Annotated in this window: 16 protein-coding genes and 1 pseudogene; 10 read left to right on the top strand and 7 right to left on the bottom strand. The window is 42.9% G+C overall.

The annotated features are described in order from the left end of the window. The first annotated feature begins 107 nt into the window (after positions 1 to 107). On the top strand, positions 108 to 2,903 hold the full coding sequence (locus tag Q0X72_RS00335) for a prolyl oligopeptidase family serine peptidase (protein WP_297760337.1): 2,796 nt from the start codon (positions 108 to 110) through the stop codon (positions 2,901 to 2,903). Between the two features lie 96 nt (positions 2,904 to 2,999). Here the strand turns inward: Q0X72_RS00335 and Q0X72_RS00340 are convergent, their stop codons facing one another. Beyond that, positions 3,000 to 3,128: a hypothetical protein gene (locus Q0X72_RS00340; protein ID WP_297760340.1), complete on the bottom strand. Its 129-nt coding sequence runs from the start codon at positions 3,126 to 3,128 to the stop codon at positions 3,000 to 3,002. 262 nt (positions 3,129 to 3,390) lie between these two features. On the opposite strand from Q0X72_RS00340, the gene Q0X72_RS00345 reads away from it, so the two are divergent. Continuing rightward, positions 3,391 to 3,900 (top strand): heme-binding domain-containing protein, encoded by a 510-nt coding sequence (locus Q0X72_RS00345; protein WP_297760343.1) that lies wholly within the window; start codon positions 3,391 to 3,393, stop codon positions 3,898 to 3,900. A gap of 8 nt (positions 3,901 to 3,908) precedes the next feature. On the opposite strand, the gene Q0X72_RS00350 is transcribed toward Q0X72_RS00345, so the two are convergent. The 3 genes from Q0X72_RS00350 to Q0X72_RS00360 form a co-directional block, all read right to left on the bottom strand. Beyond that, positions 3,909 to 4,331 (bottom strand): DoxX family protein, encoded by a 423-nt coding sequence (locus Q0X72_RS00350; RefSeq protein ID WP_297760346.1) that lies wholly within the window; start codon positions 4,329 to 4,331, stop codon positions 3,909 to 3,911. 73 nt (positions 4,332 to 4,404) lie between these two features. Next, positions 4,405 to 4,920: a peptide-methionine (S)-S-oxide reductase gene (locus Q0X72_RS00355; RefSeq protein WP_297760349.1), complete on the bottom strand. Its 516-nt coding sequence runs from the start codon at positions 4,918 to 4,920 to the stop codon at positions 4,405 to 4,407. A 118-nt stretch (positions 4,921 to 5,038) separates the two neighbouring features. Beyond that, a complete protein-coding gene (locus Q0X72_RS00360) occupies positions 5,039 to 5,215 on the bottom strand; it encodes a hypothetical protein (protein ID WP_297760351.1) in 177 nt (58 codons plus the stop codon). A gap of 196 nt (positions 5,216 to 5,411) precedes the next feature. Here Q0X72_RS00360 and Q0X72_RS00365 point away from each other — a divergent pair, with 196 nt between their 5' ends. Further along, positions 5,412 to 6,476 (top strand): hypothetical protein, encoded by a 1,065-nt coding sequence (locus Q0X72_RS00365; protein ID WP_297760354.1) that lies wholly within the window; start codon positions 5,412 to 5,414, stop codon positions 6,474 to 6,476. Here Q0X72_RS00365 and Q0X72_RS00370 read toward each other — a convergent pair. Together Q0X72_RS00370 and Q0X72_RS00375 are read right to left on the bottom strand one after the other, a co-directional pair. Beyond that, on the bottom strand, positions 6,462 to 7,925 hold the full coding sequence (locus tag Q0X72_RS00370) for a transporter substrate-binding domain-containing protein (RefSeq protein ID WP_297760357.1): 1,464 nt from the start codon (positions 7,923 to 7,925) through the stop codon (positions 6,462 to 6,464). The genes Q0X72_RS00365 and Q0X72_RS00370 overlap by 15 nt on opposite strands. A 77-nt stretch (positions 7,926 to 8,002) precedes the next feature. Then, positions 8,003 to 8,740, bottom strand: coding sequence for a sulfite exporter TauE/SafE family protein (locus Q0X72_RS00375; RefSeq protein WP_297760359.1), 738 nt, complete (start codon positions 8,738 to 8,740; stop codon positions 8,003 to 8,005). 93 nt (positions 8,741 to 8,833) lie between these two features. On the opposite strand from Q0X72_RS00375, the gene Q0X72_RS00380 reads away from it, so the two are divergent. Then, positions 8,834 to 10,645: a sodium:solute symporter family protein gene (locus Q0X72_RS00380; protein WP_297760362.1), complete on the top strand. Its 1,812-nt coding sequence runs from the start codon at positions 8,834 to 8,836 to the stop codon at positions 10,643 to 10,645. A 6-nt stretch (positions 10,646 to 10,651) separates the two neighbouring features. After that, a complete protein-coding gene (locus Q0X72_RS00385; RefSeq protein WP_297760365.1) occupies positions 10,652 to 11,740 on the top strand; it encodes a heparan-alpha-glucosaminide N-acetyltransferase domain-containing protein in 1,089 nt (362 codons plus the stop codon). 17 nt (positions 11,741 to 11,757) lie between these two features. On the opposite strand, the gene Q0X72_RS00390 is transcribed toward Q0X72_RS00385, so the two are convergent. Further along, positions 11,758 to 12,591, bottom strand: a complete 834-nt coding sequence (locus Q0X72_RS00390; RefSeq protein ID WP_297760368.1) for an alpha/beta hydrolase-fold protein — start codon at positions 12,589 to 12,591, stop codon at positions 11,758 to 11,760. Between the two features lie 124 nt (positions 12,592 to 12,715). Between Q0X72_RS00390 and Q0X72_RS00395 the strand changes: the two genes are divergently transcribed. From Q0X72_RS00395 to Q0X72_RS00415, 5 genes and pseudogenes are all read left to right on the top strand, one after another. After that, the gene (locus tag Q0X72_RS00395) at positions 12,716 to 13,426 is read left to right on the top strand and encodes an alpha/beta hydrolase-fold protein (RefSeq protein WP_297760371.1); all 711 of its coding nucleotides are present in this window, start codon (positions 12,716 to 12,718) and stop codon (positions 13,424 to 13,426) included. A gap of 19 nt (positions 13,427 to 13,445) precedes the next feature. Further along, a pseudogene (locus Q0X72_RS00400) lies at positions 13,446 to 14,393 on the top strand (RimK family alpha-L-glutamate ligase); the annotation flags it as partial. Between the two features lie 296 nt (positions 14,394 to 14,689). Beyond that, positions 14,690 to 15,787: a carboxylate-amine ligase gene (locus tag Q0X72_RS00405; protein ID WP_297760378.1), complete on the top strand. Its 1,098-nt coding sequence runs from the start codon at positions 14,690 to 14,692 to the stop codon at positions 15,785 to 15,787. 66 nt (positions 15,788 to 15,853) lie between these two features. Continuing rightward, positions 15,854 to 16,690: a GMP synthase gene (locus Q0X72_RS00410; RefSeq protein WP_297760381.1), complete on the top strand. Its 837-nt coding sequence runs from the start codon at positions 15,854 to 15,856 to the stop codon at positions 16,688 to 16,690. Then, positions 16,687 to 17,883 (top strand): hypothetical protein, encoded by a 1,197-nt coding sequence (locus Q0X72_RS00415; RefSeq protein WP_297760383.1) that lies wholly within the window; start codon positions 16,687 to 16,689, stop codon positions 17,881 to 17,883. The genes Q0X72_RS00410 and Q0X72_RS00415 overlap by 4 nt, the downstream gene beginning before the upstream one ends. The last annotated feature ends 17 nt before the right edge of the window (positions 17,884 to 17,900 follow it).

Raw genomic sequence — 17,900 nt, forward strand, 5'->3', positions numbered from 1 at the left:
AAAATCCAATCTAATCCTAGATTGGATTTTTAAATTCACATGCTATCTAGTTATTTCACATAACCCTCAGAAATAGTATATTTAGAACTTACATCAAAACCTCTTTTATGAAGCCATTATACTGTTTCCTCTTAGTCTTACTTAGCTTTTCTGTAAGTGCCCAAAAAAAAGTATTAGATCATCCCGATCTGGCACTTTGGAATTCTATAGAGACACCGGCGATTGCGCCCAACGGGGCCTATGTGTTATACAGTCTGGAACAAGGGGAGAAAGATCAGTTCCTTCACTTGAAAGACGCTTCAGGGAAGGAGTTGTTATCCTATGAGCGGGCCTCCAAAGGGGCCTTTACCTATGATTCCAAACATGCCGTTTTTACCATCTCCGCCTGGAAAGACAGTGTGCTGGCTATGAAACGCAAAAAGGTAAAAAAAAAGGACATGCCTAAGGATAGCCTGGGGATCTATCATCTTACCACCGGTCAACTGGAGAGAATTGGCAATATAAAGAGCTACAAGATCCCGGAAAAATGGAGTGGCTACCTAGCGTACCAATTAGAAGAGATTGAAGCTAAAAAAGACACTACTCAAGATAGTTCGGACACTAAAAAGACCAAGAAAAAGAAAGAAAAAAAGGTCAGCAAAAAGAACGGCTATCACCTCCTGGTAAGAGACATTGCCACTGAACAACAAGACACCTTTAAGTTTGTCACAGACTATACCTTCGCCAAAAGAGGAAAATCCCTGGCTTGGGCCACCACAGGGGAAAATGACTCGGCCAACGCCGCCGTCTACGTCCTTAATTTTGAGAAGGGCTCCCTTACCAAAGTACACGAGGCTAAAAAGGCTACCTATGCCCAACTCAGCCTTAGCGAGACCGGGCAACATTTAGGATTTGTGGTAGATGCAGATACTACCAAGGTACAGCTTCGGCCCAGGGAACTCTATCACTGGCAACAAGGCATGGCCACCGCCGAAAAATTGGTGGATGGGCAAAGTCTTGGCAATGACCTACGGCCTTCAGCCACCGAGGAAGTGCACTTTTCCAAAGATGAAACCAAGCTCTATTTTGGCCTGGCCAAACCACCCATCATTAAAGATACCCTGCTAACCGAAGAAGAGATCGTTAACGTGGAGGTCTGGACCTATGACGAACCCCGTCTCTATACCGTACAGGAACTGCAATTAAAGAATGATACGGTACAAGCATATACCACCGTCATCCATTTAAACAAAAAGAAGACGTTAACTCAACTGGCAAATGCCACCTACCCGGATTTTCAACTTACAGATAAAGGCAATGCCAACACAGTCCTGTTGAGCAACCCAACCCCCTATGCGCTGGAAAGCCAATGGACGGGAGAACGTGCGCGCGACTATGCCCTGGTGGATCTCACCACCGGATCCCGTAAAAAAGTACTTACCAAATTGGCAGGGCGGGTAACCCTCAGCCCTAAAGGTGCCTATGTCTTTGGCTATAACAATGCGGATAGTCTCTGGTTTACCTACAACATCTCAAAGGACCAATACAGAGCCCTTACCAAAGGCGAACAATTTTACGATGAGCTGCACGATTCCCCCTCATTTCCGTCCCCTTACGGTTTTGCGGGCTGGACAGAAAAGGACGGATCTTTATTGCTGTACGACCGCTATGATATTTGGAAATTCGATCCTGCAACCGGCTCTTCAACCCGACTCACAAAAGGCCGGGAGACCAGAACCGTGTACCGCTATATACGACTAGACTGGGAAAAAGAGTACATAGATACCTCAGAAAAAGCTTTGCTCGAAACCTTTAACGAAACAGACAAAAGTAGTGGGTTTGCGGCCTTTGATTTTAAGAGCAATACCGTACAACCCCTCCTCAATGGTCCCTACCGATATGGGTATCCTATAAAGTCGGCTCTGGCCAACAAACTCCTATTTACCCGCCAATCTTTTACGGAATTCCCGGATCTCTGGGTAGCCGATATGGATCTAAAATCCCCTGCCAGGATCAGTACCGCTAATCCGCAGCAGGCAGATTATAACTGGGGTAGTATTGAATTGATAACCTGGACATCCCTGGATGGAATTGAACTGACAGGGTTGCTGGTAAAGCCGGAGGATTTTGACCCGTCTAAAAAGTATCCTATGCTGGTGAATTTCTATGAAAAAAGTGCGGATGGGCTGCACCGCCATCGGGCACCCACGGCAGGCAGGTCAACCATCAACTACAGTTTTTACGCCAGCAGGGGGTACCTTATTTTTAACCCGGATATACACTACCGTATAGGCTATCCCGGGGAAAGCGCCTATAACTGTGTGATCCCGGGCGTTACCTCTCTTATAGAAAAGGGGTTTGTAGACAAGGAGAATATTGGAGTACAAGGGCATAGCTGGGGCGGCTATCAGATCGCCTACCTGGTGACCAGGACAGACATTTTTAAGGCGGCCGAGGCCGGTGCTCCGGTTCCTAACATGATCAGTGCCTATGGGGGCATCAGATGGTGGACAGGCCTGAGCCGCCAATTTCAATATGAGCATACCCAGAGCCGTATAGGGGGCACCCCCTGGGAATACCCTACGCGATACCTGGAGAACTCGCCTATCTTTACTATGGATAAGATCAATACGCCCCTGCTCATTATGCATAACGATGCGGATGGACATGTGCCATGGTACCAGGGGATAGAATTCTTTGTGAGCCTGCGACGACTTGGAAAACCTTCCTGGTTCCTGAATTACAACGGGGAACCACACTGGCCCTTAAAACTGCAGAACCGAAAAGACTTTACTATTAGAATGGCCCAGTTCTTTGACCATTATCTAAAAGGAGATCCCAAACCTCAATGGATGGAACGTGGGGTTCCGGCCATGGAAAAGGGGATCAACCAGGGATATGAATTGGTAGAGGAGGATAAGTAGAACGTATAAAGTACGAGATCATAAAAAAATCCGACCTGTAGAAAGATCGGATTTTACTGTGTTGTAAATATTACAATGGTACTCAAAATTAACCTCTTAGTTTAAGATGCCATAAAGGCCAATGATGAATCCCAAAGCGATTAGGGCAAGGACTACTTCTAGACTTACGTTTAAAACAGAAAGAATAGTATTCAAGATCGGGTGTTTGTTCGTGTATTTTTCCATAACATAGAATTTAAGATTTTCGTCTATATAAGATACAAAACATAAGAATGCTCCTACCGCCATTTGTTGTGAAAGTGCCAAAATATGTGGTGTAGACCGAAGTTATGTGCATTTAATCGATGTTTTAACAGTTTTGGGTTTTTGAGGAAAGAGGTTTATTTCTGAAATAAAAGGTAGAACGAATGTTAATTTGAAGTTATATTCATAACCAAATCCCAAAGAATAATTTTACTTTAGCGTAACAAACCTAATTCAATATATCATGATCAAAAAGATCCTTCTTGCCCTTCTGGTTATACTTGTCATAATTCAATTCTTCAGACCGGAAAGAAATGAAAGCAATGACCTTACCTATGCTATAACTAAGAAATACGAAGTGCCTGCAGAAGTAGATGAGATCCTCAGGGTATCTTGTAATGACTGCCACTCCAACAAGACGGTCTATCCCTGGTATGCCAATGTACAGCCGGTAGCCTGGTGGCTTAATGACCACATAGAGCACGGGAAAGGTCATCTTAATTTCTCTGAGTTCACCAACAGACCAATAGCCATCCAAAACCATAAGTGGGAAGAGGTAGCGGAAATGGTTGAAAAAAAGGAAATGCCTTTAAAAGATTACACTTATTTGGGGTTGCATTCCGAGGCTAACTTATCGGACGAGCAAAGAGAGCTGCTTATTTCCTGGGCGAAATCTCAAATGAGCTATTTAAAGGAGAATTATCCCGCAGACAGTTTGGTGATGCCCAAAAGAAAACCAGCTCCAGCGCAATAAATATTCACTTATTTCTGCATTTTAAGATAGTAGTCCAGGGAGTGTTTTCCGGATCCGTACAGCAGGAAGAAGATCAATACCAGAAATACCACGCACGCCTGTATAAGGTTAGCTACGACCATTACGCCCAAAAAATTGGTAAGTATGGCTCCTATAATGATAGGTATTTGTAAAACTACACACCAACGGGTCAGGAGGCCAACGATGATAAAGAATCCCCCCACAAAGTGAGCGGCTGCCACGTAATGCATGATCATCATGCTGCCGGGCAGCTCCCTGAAGGGATCCATGACCAGGGCCATGGCCTGGGCATCCGACATAAAATCGACCCCTTTTAAAATCAGAAAGAGACCAAGTGCAGCTCTTACTATGTCTATGAGGTAATAGGTATGGGCATTGGCCCATTTGTTTAGTGCCTTAATTCTTCCCATAACAGTAAAATTATGATGAATACCATGTATAAGGTACTCATAGTAAGGGAGATAACAAAATAAAGTAGCCTTATTATACTTCCCCGCAAGGAAGGCGGATCTTAGTATGATCTACCCGGGAGCTATAGTTTGCAAGTAAAATACGGAGCTTTGGCGAAATCACATTTCTGCAAAAAGCCTTGTTGGGATCTCGCTGGTAATAGGACAGGTACTCCTCCGCATTCCCCTTGAATTCTTTTAAAAAAAGGACTTTGGTTATGAGGGGTTTCTCAAATGCAGGTTGTAAGTGGACCAACATGGTTTCTACCTCTTTTTTTTGCTGTTTTGAGAACACATAGACGGCCGATCGATATTTTAAACGCATAGAATGATCCGAGGTGCAGCTATGTGTCTGTAGGTGGATCTCAACAAGGACTTTCAAGGGGATGACCTCCGCTTCATAATGCACGATGATGGCTTCTGAAAAGGTGTCTGCTTCCCTGGCGGAGATCCAACCCTGTTCAACTTTAGTTACCCCAAGGAGGGATTGAAAGATGGCCTCGGTACACCAATGGCAGCCACCGCCAAGCCCAATTTTATGGAGCGTCATAATTTTTATTACAAATTAAAAAATCCGGCTTAGAAACAAGCCGGATTTTAAAGGTCTAATAGTGAATGATCTGTAAATCATGATTTCCGGGAGGTACTCATGACAAGATTGCCGGCTTTTATTTGACAGCCAATGAGGTGTCAAAACTTTGTAAAGAAGAAGCCATGTATAGTTCCGCATTCTTGGCTAATTCAGCAGAATACTCTTGATACATAAGAATTACTAGGGTTACTAAAGTGATCAGTAATAACCCAGTAATCACCCTTGCTCCTAATAATTTTTCAGATTTCTCCATTAGCTCATTTTACTGGTCCCCATAATTCCCAATAACTATTGGGAGGGGATTTCTTGAAGATATAAAAAAAAGAATAATTTAACAAATCCTTAACAAAAATTATTAGTAACATTTACAGCAAATTTTGGGGTGAATAAAATTTCCTGATGGCAAATATTTCACATTTAATTGTACATTTAAGGAAGAGAAGAAGACAATGAAACACCATTGGATAAAGGGGATTCTACTCATTTGGATGCTGTATCTGATGCCCCACTCTTATGCTCAGGAAAGCGATATAACAGTCATTGAAGAAGGGGTACAGCCCCTTTTCGGCAGCGAGGTTCCTTTACTTCTTCAGCTGCGGTATTCTAACAAAGCCATGAAAAGGGAAACCAATGACAGCACTTACTTACAGTCAATGATCTGGTTTAAGGAGGCCCATACTTCCTGGGATTCCCTCCCGGTAGATCTGAGGGCCCGGGGAAATTTTAGGCGGGCCAACTGTTACTTTGCCCCCCTCAAACTCAAATTTAAAAAAAAGTACACCAAAGGCAGCTTGTTCCATGGGAGTGAAAAGATAAAATTGGTCCTTCCTTGTCTTATAGACAGGAACAGTAGTGATTATGTGCTAAAAGAATACCTGGCCTACAAACTCTACGAATGCGTAGGGACCTATCACTTTAAAACCAGGCTCACAAGGATAGAACTCTTTGAGGAAAGAGGAAAGAGAAAGGTAGAACACAATCTTCTTGGCTTTATGATAGAGGATATAGACCAGGTAGCAGAAAGATACGATGGGAAGGAAATTAAACGGATCATACATCCCCTGCAGCACGACGCTGCCGCCTCTATTCAAAATGCCTTTTTTGAATATATGATCGCCAACACAGATTATTCCACCAAGCAACAGCACAACCAAAAGATATTGTTTGCAGAAAAGAGGATCATCCCGGTGCCATTCGATTTTGATATGTGTGGCCTGGTAAATGCCCCTTACGCGGCGGTTACCAACATACAGAACCTGTCTGGTTCTATCACTCAGGTCACAGATCGTATCTACAAAGGATATGAACGCGAGGAAGCACAGCTATACGAGGTGCGGAAATTATTCCTTGAAAAAAAGGAAGAAATGCTGAAGGAGGTTACTGTATTAGAAGACCTATTTAAGGACCAAGATCATTATAAGCAGGCTCATAACTTTATCAACACTTTCTTCAATATCCTTGAGGATGATAAAAAATTTAGTAAGAATATTCTCAACCGACTAAGAACCCGCTAGAACTCCTTTCTTGGAGTCATCCAGATCAATAAACTTACAGTAATGATCATATCTTTTAAAGATCTGATCTACGTATTCAAAAGGCTCCAGTCCCCGCACATAACCATATTTCACCACCTCATGGTTGTAGTTATTAGGGTAGCTCAAAGCCAGGATCATCTTTTCTACATGATCATCCCAAATGGTATCGTTCAGGCCTTTGATATGGGCAAGATTTTGGGCATCCAATACATGGCTATAGCCACAATTGTAAGAGGCCATGGTAAATTTCATACGCTGTACAGAATCGGTGATATGTTCAAACCTATCATAAAGCGTTTTTAGGTATTTGGAACCACCCCTGATCACATCTGTTGGGTCTAAGGAGGCCGTTACCCCCATTTCTTTGGCGGTTTCCGGCATCATTTGCATAAGGCCTTTTGCTCCAGACCAGGACTCTGCCTCCGGATCGAAACGCGATTCCTGATAGATCAATGACGCCAATAAACGCCAATCCCACCCAATATGCTTAGAATTTTCCTTTATAATAAGATCGTACTTACTGATCTGCCGTTGGTTAAGACTGTAAAAAGGACTGTTCACCCGCCTTCTGAAACTTCTTTTGTTCTTAAAGTACTTGTTGTAGATAACGTAGTAGTCTGTTTGTTTCTTTTCTTTCTTTATCCATTTATTGGTGGCGTTTAAAAGCTTCTTGGACTCTGGCCTCAGGGCCCAGGCAATACGCTGTGAAAAGCTAAGCGGCACCCCCACATCCAGGTTTGGAAAATAAGAGGCGTTAATGGAGGCCAGGTTCTTATCCGCCAGGGTGTATTTGATAGTCCCATCCGCCACCATTTTAATAATCTCATCGGTGGCTAAATTTCCCAATAGGGTATCAATATAGATCTCTCCCCCTATTTCTTTAGACAGGTTCTTTATTCGCTTAAAATAGGAGGAGTTCTTCCGTACGGAAATGGTATCACCAATAAGTTGGATGGGATCTGTTATGATGGAATTTTGGATCTGATCAAGGGTCATTTGTCGCCACCCAGCAGGTTTTCTTTGCACCAGTACCTGTTCCGTGATATAAAGATAGTCGGCAAAGGCCACCTCTTTTTTTCGTTCGGAGGTGATTGCAAGCCCATGGGCCACAATATCTACATTTCCTTTCTTTAGTTCGGTAAGAAGGTCATCCAGATTCCGGGATACAGTAAGTTCTAATTCAACTCCAAGATCGTCTGCCAAACGCTTAAGTAGTTCGTATTCATAGCCCATAGGCTGCCCTCTGTACAGGAAATAACTGGTGGCACTGTAAGCTATCAGGGCTTTGAGTTTGCCATCTTCTTTGATGTCTGCCAGGTCTCGCTTAATATTCTTAGAAGTAGCTGCAACATCCCGGCGCTGCTTAAATTCATTGCAAGAACCAAGCAGTAGCAAGAACAACAACAATGATGTAAATGATTGGCGCATAACTAGGCGGTTCTAAGAAGAAACAGCTCCATGATATATTCAAAGAACGGAGTAAATTAGTAAAATTAAATGAATGCTTATCTAAACAGCAGGATTAAAGCACCCAGAGCGGTGAGGATAAGGATCATTTTTCGATAGAACTGGTCCTTGATGATCTTTACTAGTCGAACCCCGCAAAACAATCCCAGGGCCACCCCGGGTAGCAATTTCGCATTAATGAGCAATGTATCCAGGGTGATGGTTTCCCATACAAAGATGTGAAAGGGCAGTTTAAAAATATTGATGATAAAAAATAACCAGGCGGCTGTGCCAATAAACTCATTCTTAGGGATACGCATTGCCAAAAAGAAAATGTTGGAAAAGGCACCGGCAAGGTTTCCTATCATGGTAGTAATCCCCGCCATGATCCCCATAAAACCGGCAAAGGTCCAATGGGTAGGCACCACCTTGGATTTTCGCATATCCCACCAGGCCATCATCACCACACTACCCAGGATCACGATGACCATACAGACCTTAAAGGTCTTTTCCGGGAGGTCGTTCCCAATGAGGACCCCCAGAACCACCCCACTCATCATCCAGGGTAAAAAACGGCGAATGTATTTCCATTGGGCGTGTTTGTTGTAGTACAGGACGGCAAAGATATCGCCTACTATAAACAAGGGAACCAGCAAGCCGGTGGAGGCTCTGGCACCAAAGGAAAGAGCCATCAGGGTAATAATTATGACGGCGATGCCTTTGATCCCGGATTTTGAAATACCCAAAACAAAAGAGGCAACAAAGGCAAGGATCCAGGAAGTGATGGAAATTTCCACTGGCGTCGGAGGATTGTTTCTAGGTCAAAGAAGACGATACTCAAAGGTATCCCAAAAAATAATATCTTTAACCACCAACCAATAGATGTATCCATGGAATTAAGCACGCTCGATTATAGTTTTATCATTGTTTTCTTTTCTATAGTTCTTGCTATAGGGGTCATCGTCTCCAAAAAATCCGGGAAAAACACATCCGAATTCTTTTTATCTGGTCGTACCATGCCCTGGTGGTTATTAGGACTTTCCATGGTTGCCACTACCTTTTCAACGGATACACCCAATTTAGTAACAGATATTGTTCGGACCAATGGGGTTTCGGGGAACTGGGTCTGGTGGGCTTTTCTTATTACCGGTCTGCTTACCGTTTTTGTTTACGCAAAGCTTTGGCGGAAGTCCAATGTGAATACAGATCTGGAATTCTATGAACTTCGTTATGGAGGTCCTGCAGCCAAGTTCTTACGGAAGTTTCGGGCAATATATCTGGGGGTTATCTTTAATGTGATCACCATGTCTGCCGTAACCCTCGCAGCCATTAAGATCGGTGGAATTATGCTGGGATTAGAACCCTGGCAAACAGTGATAAGTGCCGGATTAATAACGGTGACCTTCAGCGCCCTCGGAGGATTTAAAGGAGTTGTATATACGGATTTTCTGTTGTTCTTTGTGGCCATGGCCGGGGCAATAGGAGCAGCCTACTACCTGGTGAACATCCCGGAAGTAGGGGGTATTCAAGCCTTGATGGCTAACGAACATGTGTCAGACAAACTATCCATCTTACCAGATTTTAGTAATAAACAAGCCCTGATCACCTTATTTGTGATTCCCCTGGCGGTGCAGTGGTGGAGTTCCTGGTACCCGGGAGCTGAACCCGGTGGTGGGGGATATATCGCCCAACGGATGCTGGCCGCTAAAAATGAAAATCACGCTATAGGCGCCACCTTCTTTTTTAACATCATGCACTATGCTTTACGCCCTTGGCCATGGATCTTAGTGGCTTTGGCTTCTTTGGTTGTATATCCCGATATTGCGAGCATACAAGAGGCATTTCCAACTATTGCCAATGACAAATTGGGACACGATCTGGCCTATTCTGCCATGTTGACCAAATTGCCCAGCGGGCTCTTGGGTCTTGTGTTGGCTTCCCTGATTGCCGCCTATATGTCTACTATTTCTACCCAGCTTAACTGGGGCTCATCTTATATAGTATATGATTTCTATAAGCAACAGATAAACCCAGATGCCTCAGAGAAAAGACTAGTGGCCGTGGGCAGGATCTCAACGGTGGTCCTTATGGTATTTAGCGCCGCTCTGGCCCTGTTTTTACAGAATGCGCTACAACTCTTTGAAGTGCTCCTGGTATTTGGCGCAGGAACGGGATTAATTTTTATTCTGCGATGGTTTTGGTGGCGTATTAATGCCTGGAGTGAGATCACAGCCATGTTTGCCTCCGGGATCATTTCTATTCTCTTAAAATTCACTTCAATTGGCGCCTATTTTTTTGCAACGGATACGGGTATTTTTCCGGATTGGTCCGAGTATATTTTTGTGGTACTAATAACCACTTCTATTTGGATGGTAGCTACCTTTTTAACACAACCGGAGTCTAAAGAGGTATTGCGTTCTTTTTATATGAAAATTCAGCCGGGTGGTCCGGGTTGGTCGAAGGTGGTTAGAGACGCAGAGAAGGATAAGCAAAGGATCATCACAACCGACGAGAAATGGAGTGTCCCCGCCGGCATCTCCGCTATGCTTTTAGGCTGTGTCCTCATCTACACCTGTATGTTCGCCACCGGGTATTGGATCTATGGCTATACCTTAAAAGCAAGTATACTTACGGGAGTTGCAATTATTTCTGGTATGTTGCTGGCCAGGGTCTGGAATAAAATGAAAGGAACCTTATTATAAGAAGGTATGAAAGAAAGAATTGTTTCTGTTGATATTTTTAGGGGCCTGACCATCGCCCTGATGATACTAGTGAATACTCCCGGGACCTGGGAGTTTGTATACCCACCTCTGCGCCACGCAGATTGGCATGGATATACACCAACAGACCTGGTATTCCCATTTTTCCTTTTTATAGTGGGAACCTCTATTGTCTTTGCATACAGGAACAAAGTAGCAAATGCCGCTACCTATAAAAAAATTAGTATTCGTACCTTGAAGCTGATAGGCCTTGGCCTTTTCCTGGGGGCATTTACAATATCGTTTCCTTTTATTAATGAATTCGATCAGATCCGCTTCCCCGGAGTCTTACAACGAATTGGAGTGGTCTTCTTCTTTGCCGCGGTGCTCTTTCTCAACTTTAACTGGAAAGCACTTATAGGGATCTGCCTTGCTATTTTGGTAGGCTACTGGGTGTGGCTTGGCTTTATTCCTTTGCTGGGTGAAGTCCCAACCTTTGACAGGGCCCCGAACAACTGGGCAAATTATTTGGATGTACAGGTTTTTGGAAGTCATAACTATAAAGAAGATTACGATCCCGAAGGCTTGTTAAGCACCTTGCCATCTATTGCCTCTTCCCTGCTGGGAATTTTTACGGGGCTTATCCTTGTTTCCAAGCGGGCAAAAAAAGAGATGGTATTGGTTGGCCTGGGAGTTATAATGCTAGTCATAGGATATCTGTGGGACATGGCCTTCCCAATCAACAAAGCAATATGGAGCAGTAGTTTTGTGTTGGTCACTGCAGGATGGGCTAATATCTTCCTGGCTCTGATCTATTTTTTAACCGATGTAAAGGGTATACAGTTTGGCAGTATTTTCCGCTATATGGGGTCTAATGCGATCACGCTTTACTTCCTTTCCAGCTTTGTGTCCAAGCTTTTTAATTCCATAAAAGTGAACAATGATAGTTCTGTACACCAATGGTTGTTTGAGAATATTTATAGACACGACTTCCTTTCGGGCGAATTCTCATCCTTATTATATGGCCTAACGGTGGTTGGGTTTTATTTGCTCATGGCCCTTGTTATGTATAGAAAGAAGATCTTTATTAAGGTGTAGCCAAACAAGCAGTGGTCTTATTTGCGAACAGTTTCTGATACAACCGGTGTCCCAAAGGCCCATTGTAAAAATGAAGGAAAAATCCTGGCCCAGGTGGGAAGATCGTGTTTTCCACCTTCCATCTCCACATAGGTTATCTTTTCAGGGGAGTATCCTTTTAACTGCAGTTCATTAATCAGGTCGGTAGTGTCCTCAATGGCATCTATGATCCCGCTGTGGTTCCTGTCTGCTTTTTCATCAAGGGTACCACATTGAAACCAAAAGGAAAGATGAGGTGAATAGGTTCCATTCTTTACCATGTCTAGCACAATACGGCTTCGGTCTTTCGGATCCTTTTTGGTGTAGGCCTTCTTACGCCACCAGAAAGAACCACTAAAAACAGCGGCTTTGGCAAAAAGATGTGGATGATTAAATACAGTGTCGAAAGCGGAAAGTCCGCCCAGGGACATACCGCAATAGACCCAGGCCTCTTTTTGATGAGCTACTTTGAATTCCTTTTTTAAGAAGGGGATAAATTCTTCGGTAATAAATTTTGCATAGAGGTTGGCTTTTTCGCCTCTTCCCTTGTAATCCGCGGTACAGGCAGTGCCGTATTCGTGCATTCTGTTTTCATTGGTTTCCAGGGCCACATAGATAAATGGGGTTATGCTATTGTCTGTAAAGGCAGTGCTAAGAATACCTTCTAATCCCATTTTCTTGTAATCTTGTCCGTCATTCATTAATAGAACAGGGAAGGGCATATCACTGGTTCTGTAGTTAGGCGGGGCTACCAGCCTGAAGCTTACTTTTCGCCCCAGAAAACGAGACGCAAAGCTTCCTTTTAGACTAATGAATTCAATATCAAAAACCATCAAAATTATTTAAAAGCGCAAGTATAAGGATTCCGCTGATTTTAAGCGAGATGTATGCAAAAATAAATATCTTTGCCCGTTAAATTTTTGTTTGTAAATAAAGAAAATTAGCATACATTATAACATGGCATCTATTAAACATATTCAATACTATTCTAACATCTTAGGACGCAATATAAATCTCGAGATCACCGGGGACTGGGGATACCCTATTCTTATGTTTCCTTCTTCCTTCGGTAGCTTTACTCAAAACAATGATTTTGGGCTAAATGGATCCGTTATGAATTTTATAAATGAGGGGCGAATTAAATTGTATAATGTTGAGACCATAGACGGACTTTCCTTCTATGCGGAGAATATGTCTTCTGAGGCAAAGATCCACAATTATGAGATGTATATGCAGTTTCTTAAGAACGAACTGATCCCTTTTATTCAGAATGAATGTAATACACACAGGATAGGTGTGGCAGGAGTGAGCTTCGGAGGATACCATGCCGGGAATACCGCTTTTAGGTTCCCAGATCTGGTTTCGCATTTGTTTGCACTTTCTGGTGTATTTACTATTCGTAACTTTGTGCCACTTTCCGATGATATTCGGATCTATTACAATTGTCCAGATGAATTTATGCAAAACGAAGAAGCCTGGCGATATCAGCACATGAACATTGTCTTAAGCACTTCAGATTGGGATAGTTGTAAGCCTAAGAACGAATATATGGCAGGGATACTTCAATCCAAAGGTATTCCCTATTGGTACGATGAAAAAAAATGGATAGAACACGATTGGCCTTTATGGAAAATGGCATTTCCGGAATATATAGGCAAGTATTTTTAAACCTAAAAAGTAAACAAACATGATAAAAAAAGTAGGAATTTTATTTGGAATGGAAGATACCTTTCCTTGGGCCTTTATTGACAAGGTAAATGAATTAGGGAACGGGCAGGTAATAGCAGAGCCTGTTTTAATTGATAAAGTACAGCAGGGAATAGATTACGGCTACCATGTGATCATAGATCGTATCTCACAAGAGGTGCCATTTTACAGATCCTATCTGAAAAATGCGGCACTAATGGGTACTGCGGTGATCAATAACCCATTTTGGTGGAGTGCAGATGAGAAGTTCTTTAACAACTGCCTTTCGCTACAGGTGGGGGTTCCTGTGCCCAAAACCATCTTATTGCCTTCTAAAGAAAGGCCGGATGATACTACAGAAAAGTCATTTCGGAATTTAAAAGGTCCTTTAGATTGGGACTATATCTTTAACTATATCGGCTTTCCTGCCTATATGAAACCACATTCTGGTGGGGGTTGGAAAAGCGTTTATAAGGTAGAATCTCCGGAAGATCTTTTTGCAAAGCATGAAGAGACAGGTCAGCTTGTGATGATGTTACAAGAAGAGATCGTATTCGATGATTATTACAGAGTGTACTGTCTGGGTCGGAAGTATGTGCATATCATGCCATATGAACCAAGGAACGAATTTCATCTGCGCTATGTTACAGAACCTAAGACAACAGGTGCCGAGCATCAGAAGTTGATGAAGACCATCCATGATTATACCATTAAACTAAACGAGGCGCTGGGATATGATTTTAATACAGTAGAATTCGCGGTTAGAAATGGCATTCCATACGCTATAGATTTTTGTAATCCTGCTCCGGATGCAGATATTCACTCTGTAGGAGAAGGGAATTTTAAATGGATCGTAGAGCACGCAGCAAAATTTGCAATTGAAAAGGCGAATGCTTATTCTGAGAAGCAAAATAATAGTTCCTGGGGTACTTTCCTTAGGGAAGCGGTTGCTCCAACCAAGGCAAAAGCGCCAAAGATCTCATTGAAATCGGCTGCGCAAGTAAAGAGAACTAAGGTTAAGAAGGCCGCTGTAAAGGCAACACCTAAAAAGAAGACAACAACGAAAGCCACTGCAAAGGCAGCTCCAAAAAAAGCTGCTCCGGCCCGTAAGACCGCAGTAAAGCCAGCTCCTAAAAAAGCTGCTCCTGCTCGTAAGACCACAGCAAAGGCAGCTCCAAAAAAGGCGTCTCCGGCTCGCAAGACTACCCCTAAGAAGAAAAAGTAAGCTAACACAAAGCAAACGTTATGCACAAGTTCACCCTGGGTATTGAAGAGGAGTTCCAGATCCTGGATAGTGAGAGCCTTACATTGGTTTCACAAATGTCTAAAATATTAGAAGACGGTAAAGTGTTCTTAAAGGAACGGATCAAGGAAGAAATGCACCTGTCCGTAGTGGAGATGGGGACCAATATTTGTGAAAATATCAATGAGGCCAGGGATGAGGTATCTTATCTCAGGCAACAAGTGATAGAATTGGCCGGGAAAGAAGGATTGAAGGTTGCTGCCGCAGGGACGCATCCTTTTTCTATCTGGAGTGAACAACCCATTACGCCTAACCCCCGCTACGATCAGCTTATTGCAGAAATGAAGGATGTAGCCAGGTCTAACCTTATTTTTGGATTGCACGTTCACGTGGGGATCCCAAGCAGGGAAGAAGGACTGCAGATCATGAATGTGGCTCGTTATTTTCTGCCGCATTTGTATGCGCTTTCTACCAACTCCCCATTCTGGGAAGGAAGAGATACCGGGTTTAAATCATTTCGATCAAAGATCTTTGATAAATTCCCGCGTACGGGCATCCCTCCTTATTTTGCAAGTGTTGCAGAGTATGACAAATTTGTGGATATACTTGTAAAGACAAATTGCATAGATAATGGGAAGAAGATCTGGTGGGATATTCGTTTACATCCATTTTATCCAACTGTAGAATTCAGAGTATGCGACATGGTCATGACCGTGGATGAGGTTACCTGTATTGCTGCTTTGATGCAATGTATCATTGCTAAATTGCACAGACTTCATCAGAAGAACCAGAGCTTTAGATCGTACAGACGCGTCCTTATCAATGAAAATAAATGGCGTGCAGCCCGTTGGGGTATAGAAGCAAAGCTGATCGATTTTGGTAAGGAAGAAGAAGTGCCCTTTAAGGTCTTGATCGCTGAACTACTCGACTTTGTAGAAGATGTAGTGGATGAATTGGGATGCCGAAATGAAGTTAATTACGTGTATCAAATGTTAGAACAAGGCTCTGGAGCAGACAGGCAACTCCAGGTGTATAATGATACCAATGACCTGAAAGAAGTTGTAAAATATATTGTGGAACAAACCTCCAAAGGGTTATAATTGAGATAACAAGGCCCTTACCGGGGTACCATCACAATGCTTCCTAGTACGAAAAGAGAATAATACATGTACCCTACCTATAAGATAGCCATCCTTGATATGAACGCAGGCCAGCCCAATGAAGGCATGCGCTGTATAAAAATGCTGGTGGAACAGTTTTTTGAGAATGAAGATGTAAAAGGCGATTATGAGATCTTTGATGTTCGCGTTAACTATCAACTTCCTGATCTGTTAGACTATGATATTTTTATTTCTTCCGGTGGTCCGGATTCCCCAAAACCTACCGGGGAAAAATGGGAGAATAAGTACTTTAAATTCCTAGACGAGATCTACGATCACAATCTATTGGAAGAGCGAAAAAAATACCTTTTCCTGATTTGTCATTCGTTCCAATTGGCGTGTTTGCACTGGAAACTGGCAAAAATTAAAAGAAGAAAGTCGACCGCTTTCGGGATCATGCCGGTACACAAGACAAAGCGTGGAAAGAAGGAGTACCTTCTCGAAGGCTTGCAGAATCCTTTTTATGCGGTAGACTCAAGGGATTATCAGGTGGTTAAACCTAAAAAGAAGCGATTAAAAAGTTTGGGCTGTACCATTTTATGTAAGGAGAAAAAGCGCCCACATGTTCCATTGGAACGCGCTGTTATGGCTATTCGTTTTTCGAAGGAGATCTTTGGGGTACAATTTCATCCCGAAGCAGATTCGGAAGGGATGATGCGCTACTTTAAAAGAGCAGACAAGCGAGACCATATCATAAGACATCATGGAAAAAGAAAGTACCATGATATGATGATCCATTTAGACGATGATGACAAGATCCTGAAGACAAACAGGACCATCATTCCCAGATTTTTGCAACAGGCAGCAGATGCCATTGACCATCAAACACCAATTTCTGTATGATACCCAACATTAGGGACCAGTTTAACAAAGGATTTGAGCAGACGTATTACGAAAAACTTCAAAAAGAGGTAGCAGATACCTATGGTGAGCCCTGTGCCTTCAGGATCTCTGAATCGCCCGTTTTCTTTGATAAGGCGATGAAGAAAAAGGTGTTCGACGCCTGCGATGCCATCCTGGAGCAATTAGATGCCATCGAATATGAAACGGTAAAGCACCGTTTTATGCCCAAGCATTTGCATTCGCCATCCCATTCCGGGAACCCTCATTTTTTAGGGATCGATTTTGGCTTGTGTGAAGATGAAGCCGGTAATCTAAGCCCCCAGCTGATAGAACTTCAGGCCTTTCCTTCCCTTTTCTGCTATCAGCCATTTTTAGCAAAAGCCTATTTAAAACATTACCCCAACCTTCCAAAAGAAGGGTTCCATTACTTTTTTGACGGACATACAGAAGATAGTTATCTGAAAATACTCAAGGAAGTAATTCTTGGGAAGGAAGATCCTGAGAATGTCATTTTAATGGAGATCTTTCCTGAGAAACAAAAGACGCGGATCGACTTTTGGGCTACAAAACACGCGCTGGGAATTGAAGTTGTTTGTATGACAAAGGTCATTAAGGAAGGGAAACAGTTATTTTACGAAAAGGACGGCCGCAAGATCAGGATACATCGCATTTATAATCGTGTAATTTTTGATGACCTGTACCAGTTTCAGGACCTGAAGACCAATTTTAATATTTTTGACGACCTGGAGGTTACCTGGATCACCAATCCGGATTGGTTCTTTATGATCTCTAAGTGTATTATGCCCATGCTGTCTCATGAGAGCGTTCCGGAGTCCTATTATTTAGATGAGATCCCCGAAGACATCGATCTTCATCAATATGTGCTAAAGCCTTTGTTCTCCTTTGCGGGGAAAGGTGTAAACCTGGAACCTACCTGGGAGATGCTCAATGAGATAAAGGACCGCAAGAACTATATGCTTCAAAAAAAGGTAACCTATGCCTCGCTTATTAAGACCAATACAGACAAGAATTCTAAGGTAGAGTTACGGATCCTTTATGTTTGGAACGAAGAAGCCGGAAAACTAAGACCGGTCATTAACCTTACCAGGATGGGGAAAGGCGGACTTATAAATGTATCGCACCTCACCAATGATACATGGATAGGGTCTTCAATCAGTTTTTTTGAGAATTAAACCTGGCTCCTGAAGAA

The organism is uncultured Muriicola sp. (genome assembly GCF_947258935.1).
Classification (GTDB): Bacteria; Bacteroidota; Bacteroidia; order Flavobacteriales; family Flavobacteriaceae; genus Muriicola.

Coding starts and splice junctions, on each gene's coding strand:
- Q0X72_RS00360 (WP_297760351.1), bottom strand. CDS start 5,215: ATGGAGAAATCTGAAAAATTATTAGGAGCAAGGGTGATTACTGGGTTA.
- Q0X72_RS00335 (WP_297760337.1), top strand. CDS start 108: ATGAAGCCATTATACTGTTTCCTCTTAGTCTTACTTAGCTTTTCTGTA.
- Q0X72_RS00395 (WP_297760371.1), top strand. CDS start 12,716: ATGGCATCTATTAAACATATTCAATACTATTCTAACATCTTAGGACGC.
- Q0X72_RS00350 (WP_297760346.1), bottom strand. CDS start 4,331: ATGGGAAGAATTAAGGCACTAAACAAATGGGCCAATGCCCATACCTAT.
- Q0X72_RS00340 (WP_297760340.1), bottom strand. CDS start 3,128: ATGGAAAAATACACGAACAAACACCCGATCTTGAATACTATTCTTTCT.
- Q0X72_RS00390 (WP_297760368.1), bottom strand. CDS start 12,591: ATGGTTTTTGATATTGAATTCATTAGTCTAAAAGGAAGCTTTGCGTCT.
- Q0X72_RS00370 (WP_297760357.1), bottom strand. CDS start 7,925: ATGCGCCAATCATTTACATCATTGTTGTTGTTCTTGCTACTGCTTGGT.
- Q0X72_RS00415 (WP_297760383.1), top strand. CDS start 16,687: ATGATACCCAACATTAGGGACCAGTTTAACAAAGGATTTGAGCAGACG.
- Q0X72_RS00410 (WP_297760381.1), top strand. CDS start 15,854: ATGTACCCTACCTATAAGATAGCCATCCTTGATATGAACGCAGGCCAG.
- Q0X72_RS00405 (WP_297760378.1), top strand. CDS start 14,690: ATGCACAAGTTCACCCTGGGTATTGAAGAGGAGTTCCAGATCCTGGAT.
- Q0X72_RS00345 (WP_297760343.1), top strand. CDS start 3,391: ATGATCAAAAAGATCCTTCTTGCCCTTCTGGTTATACTTGTCATAATT.
- Q0X72_RS00380 (WP_297760362.1), top strand. CDS start 8,834: ATGGAATTAAGCACGCTCGATTATAGTTTTATCATTGTTTTCTTTTCT.
- Q0X72_RS00385 (WP_297760365.1), top strand. CDS start 10,652: ATGAAAGAAAGAATTGTTTCTGTTGATATTTTTAGGGGCCTGACCATC.
- Q0X72_RS00365 (WP_297760354.1), top strand. CDS start 5,412: ATGAAACACCATTGGATAAAGGGGATTCTACTCATTTGGATGCTGTAT.
- Q0X72_RS00355 (WP_297760349.1), bottom strand. CDS start 4,920: ATGACGCTCCATAAAATTGGGCTTGGCGGTGGCTGCCATTGGTGTACC.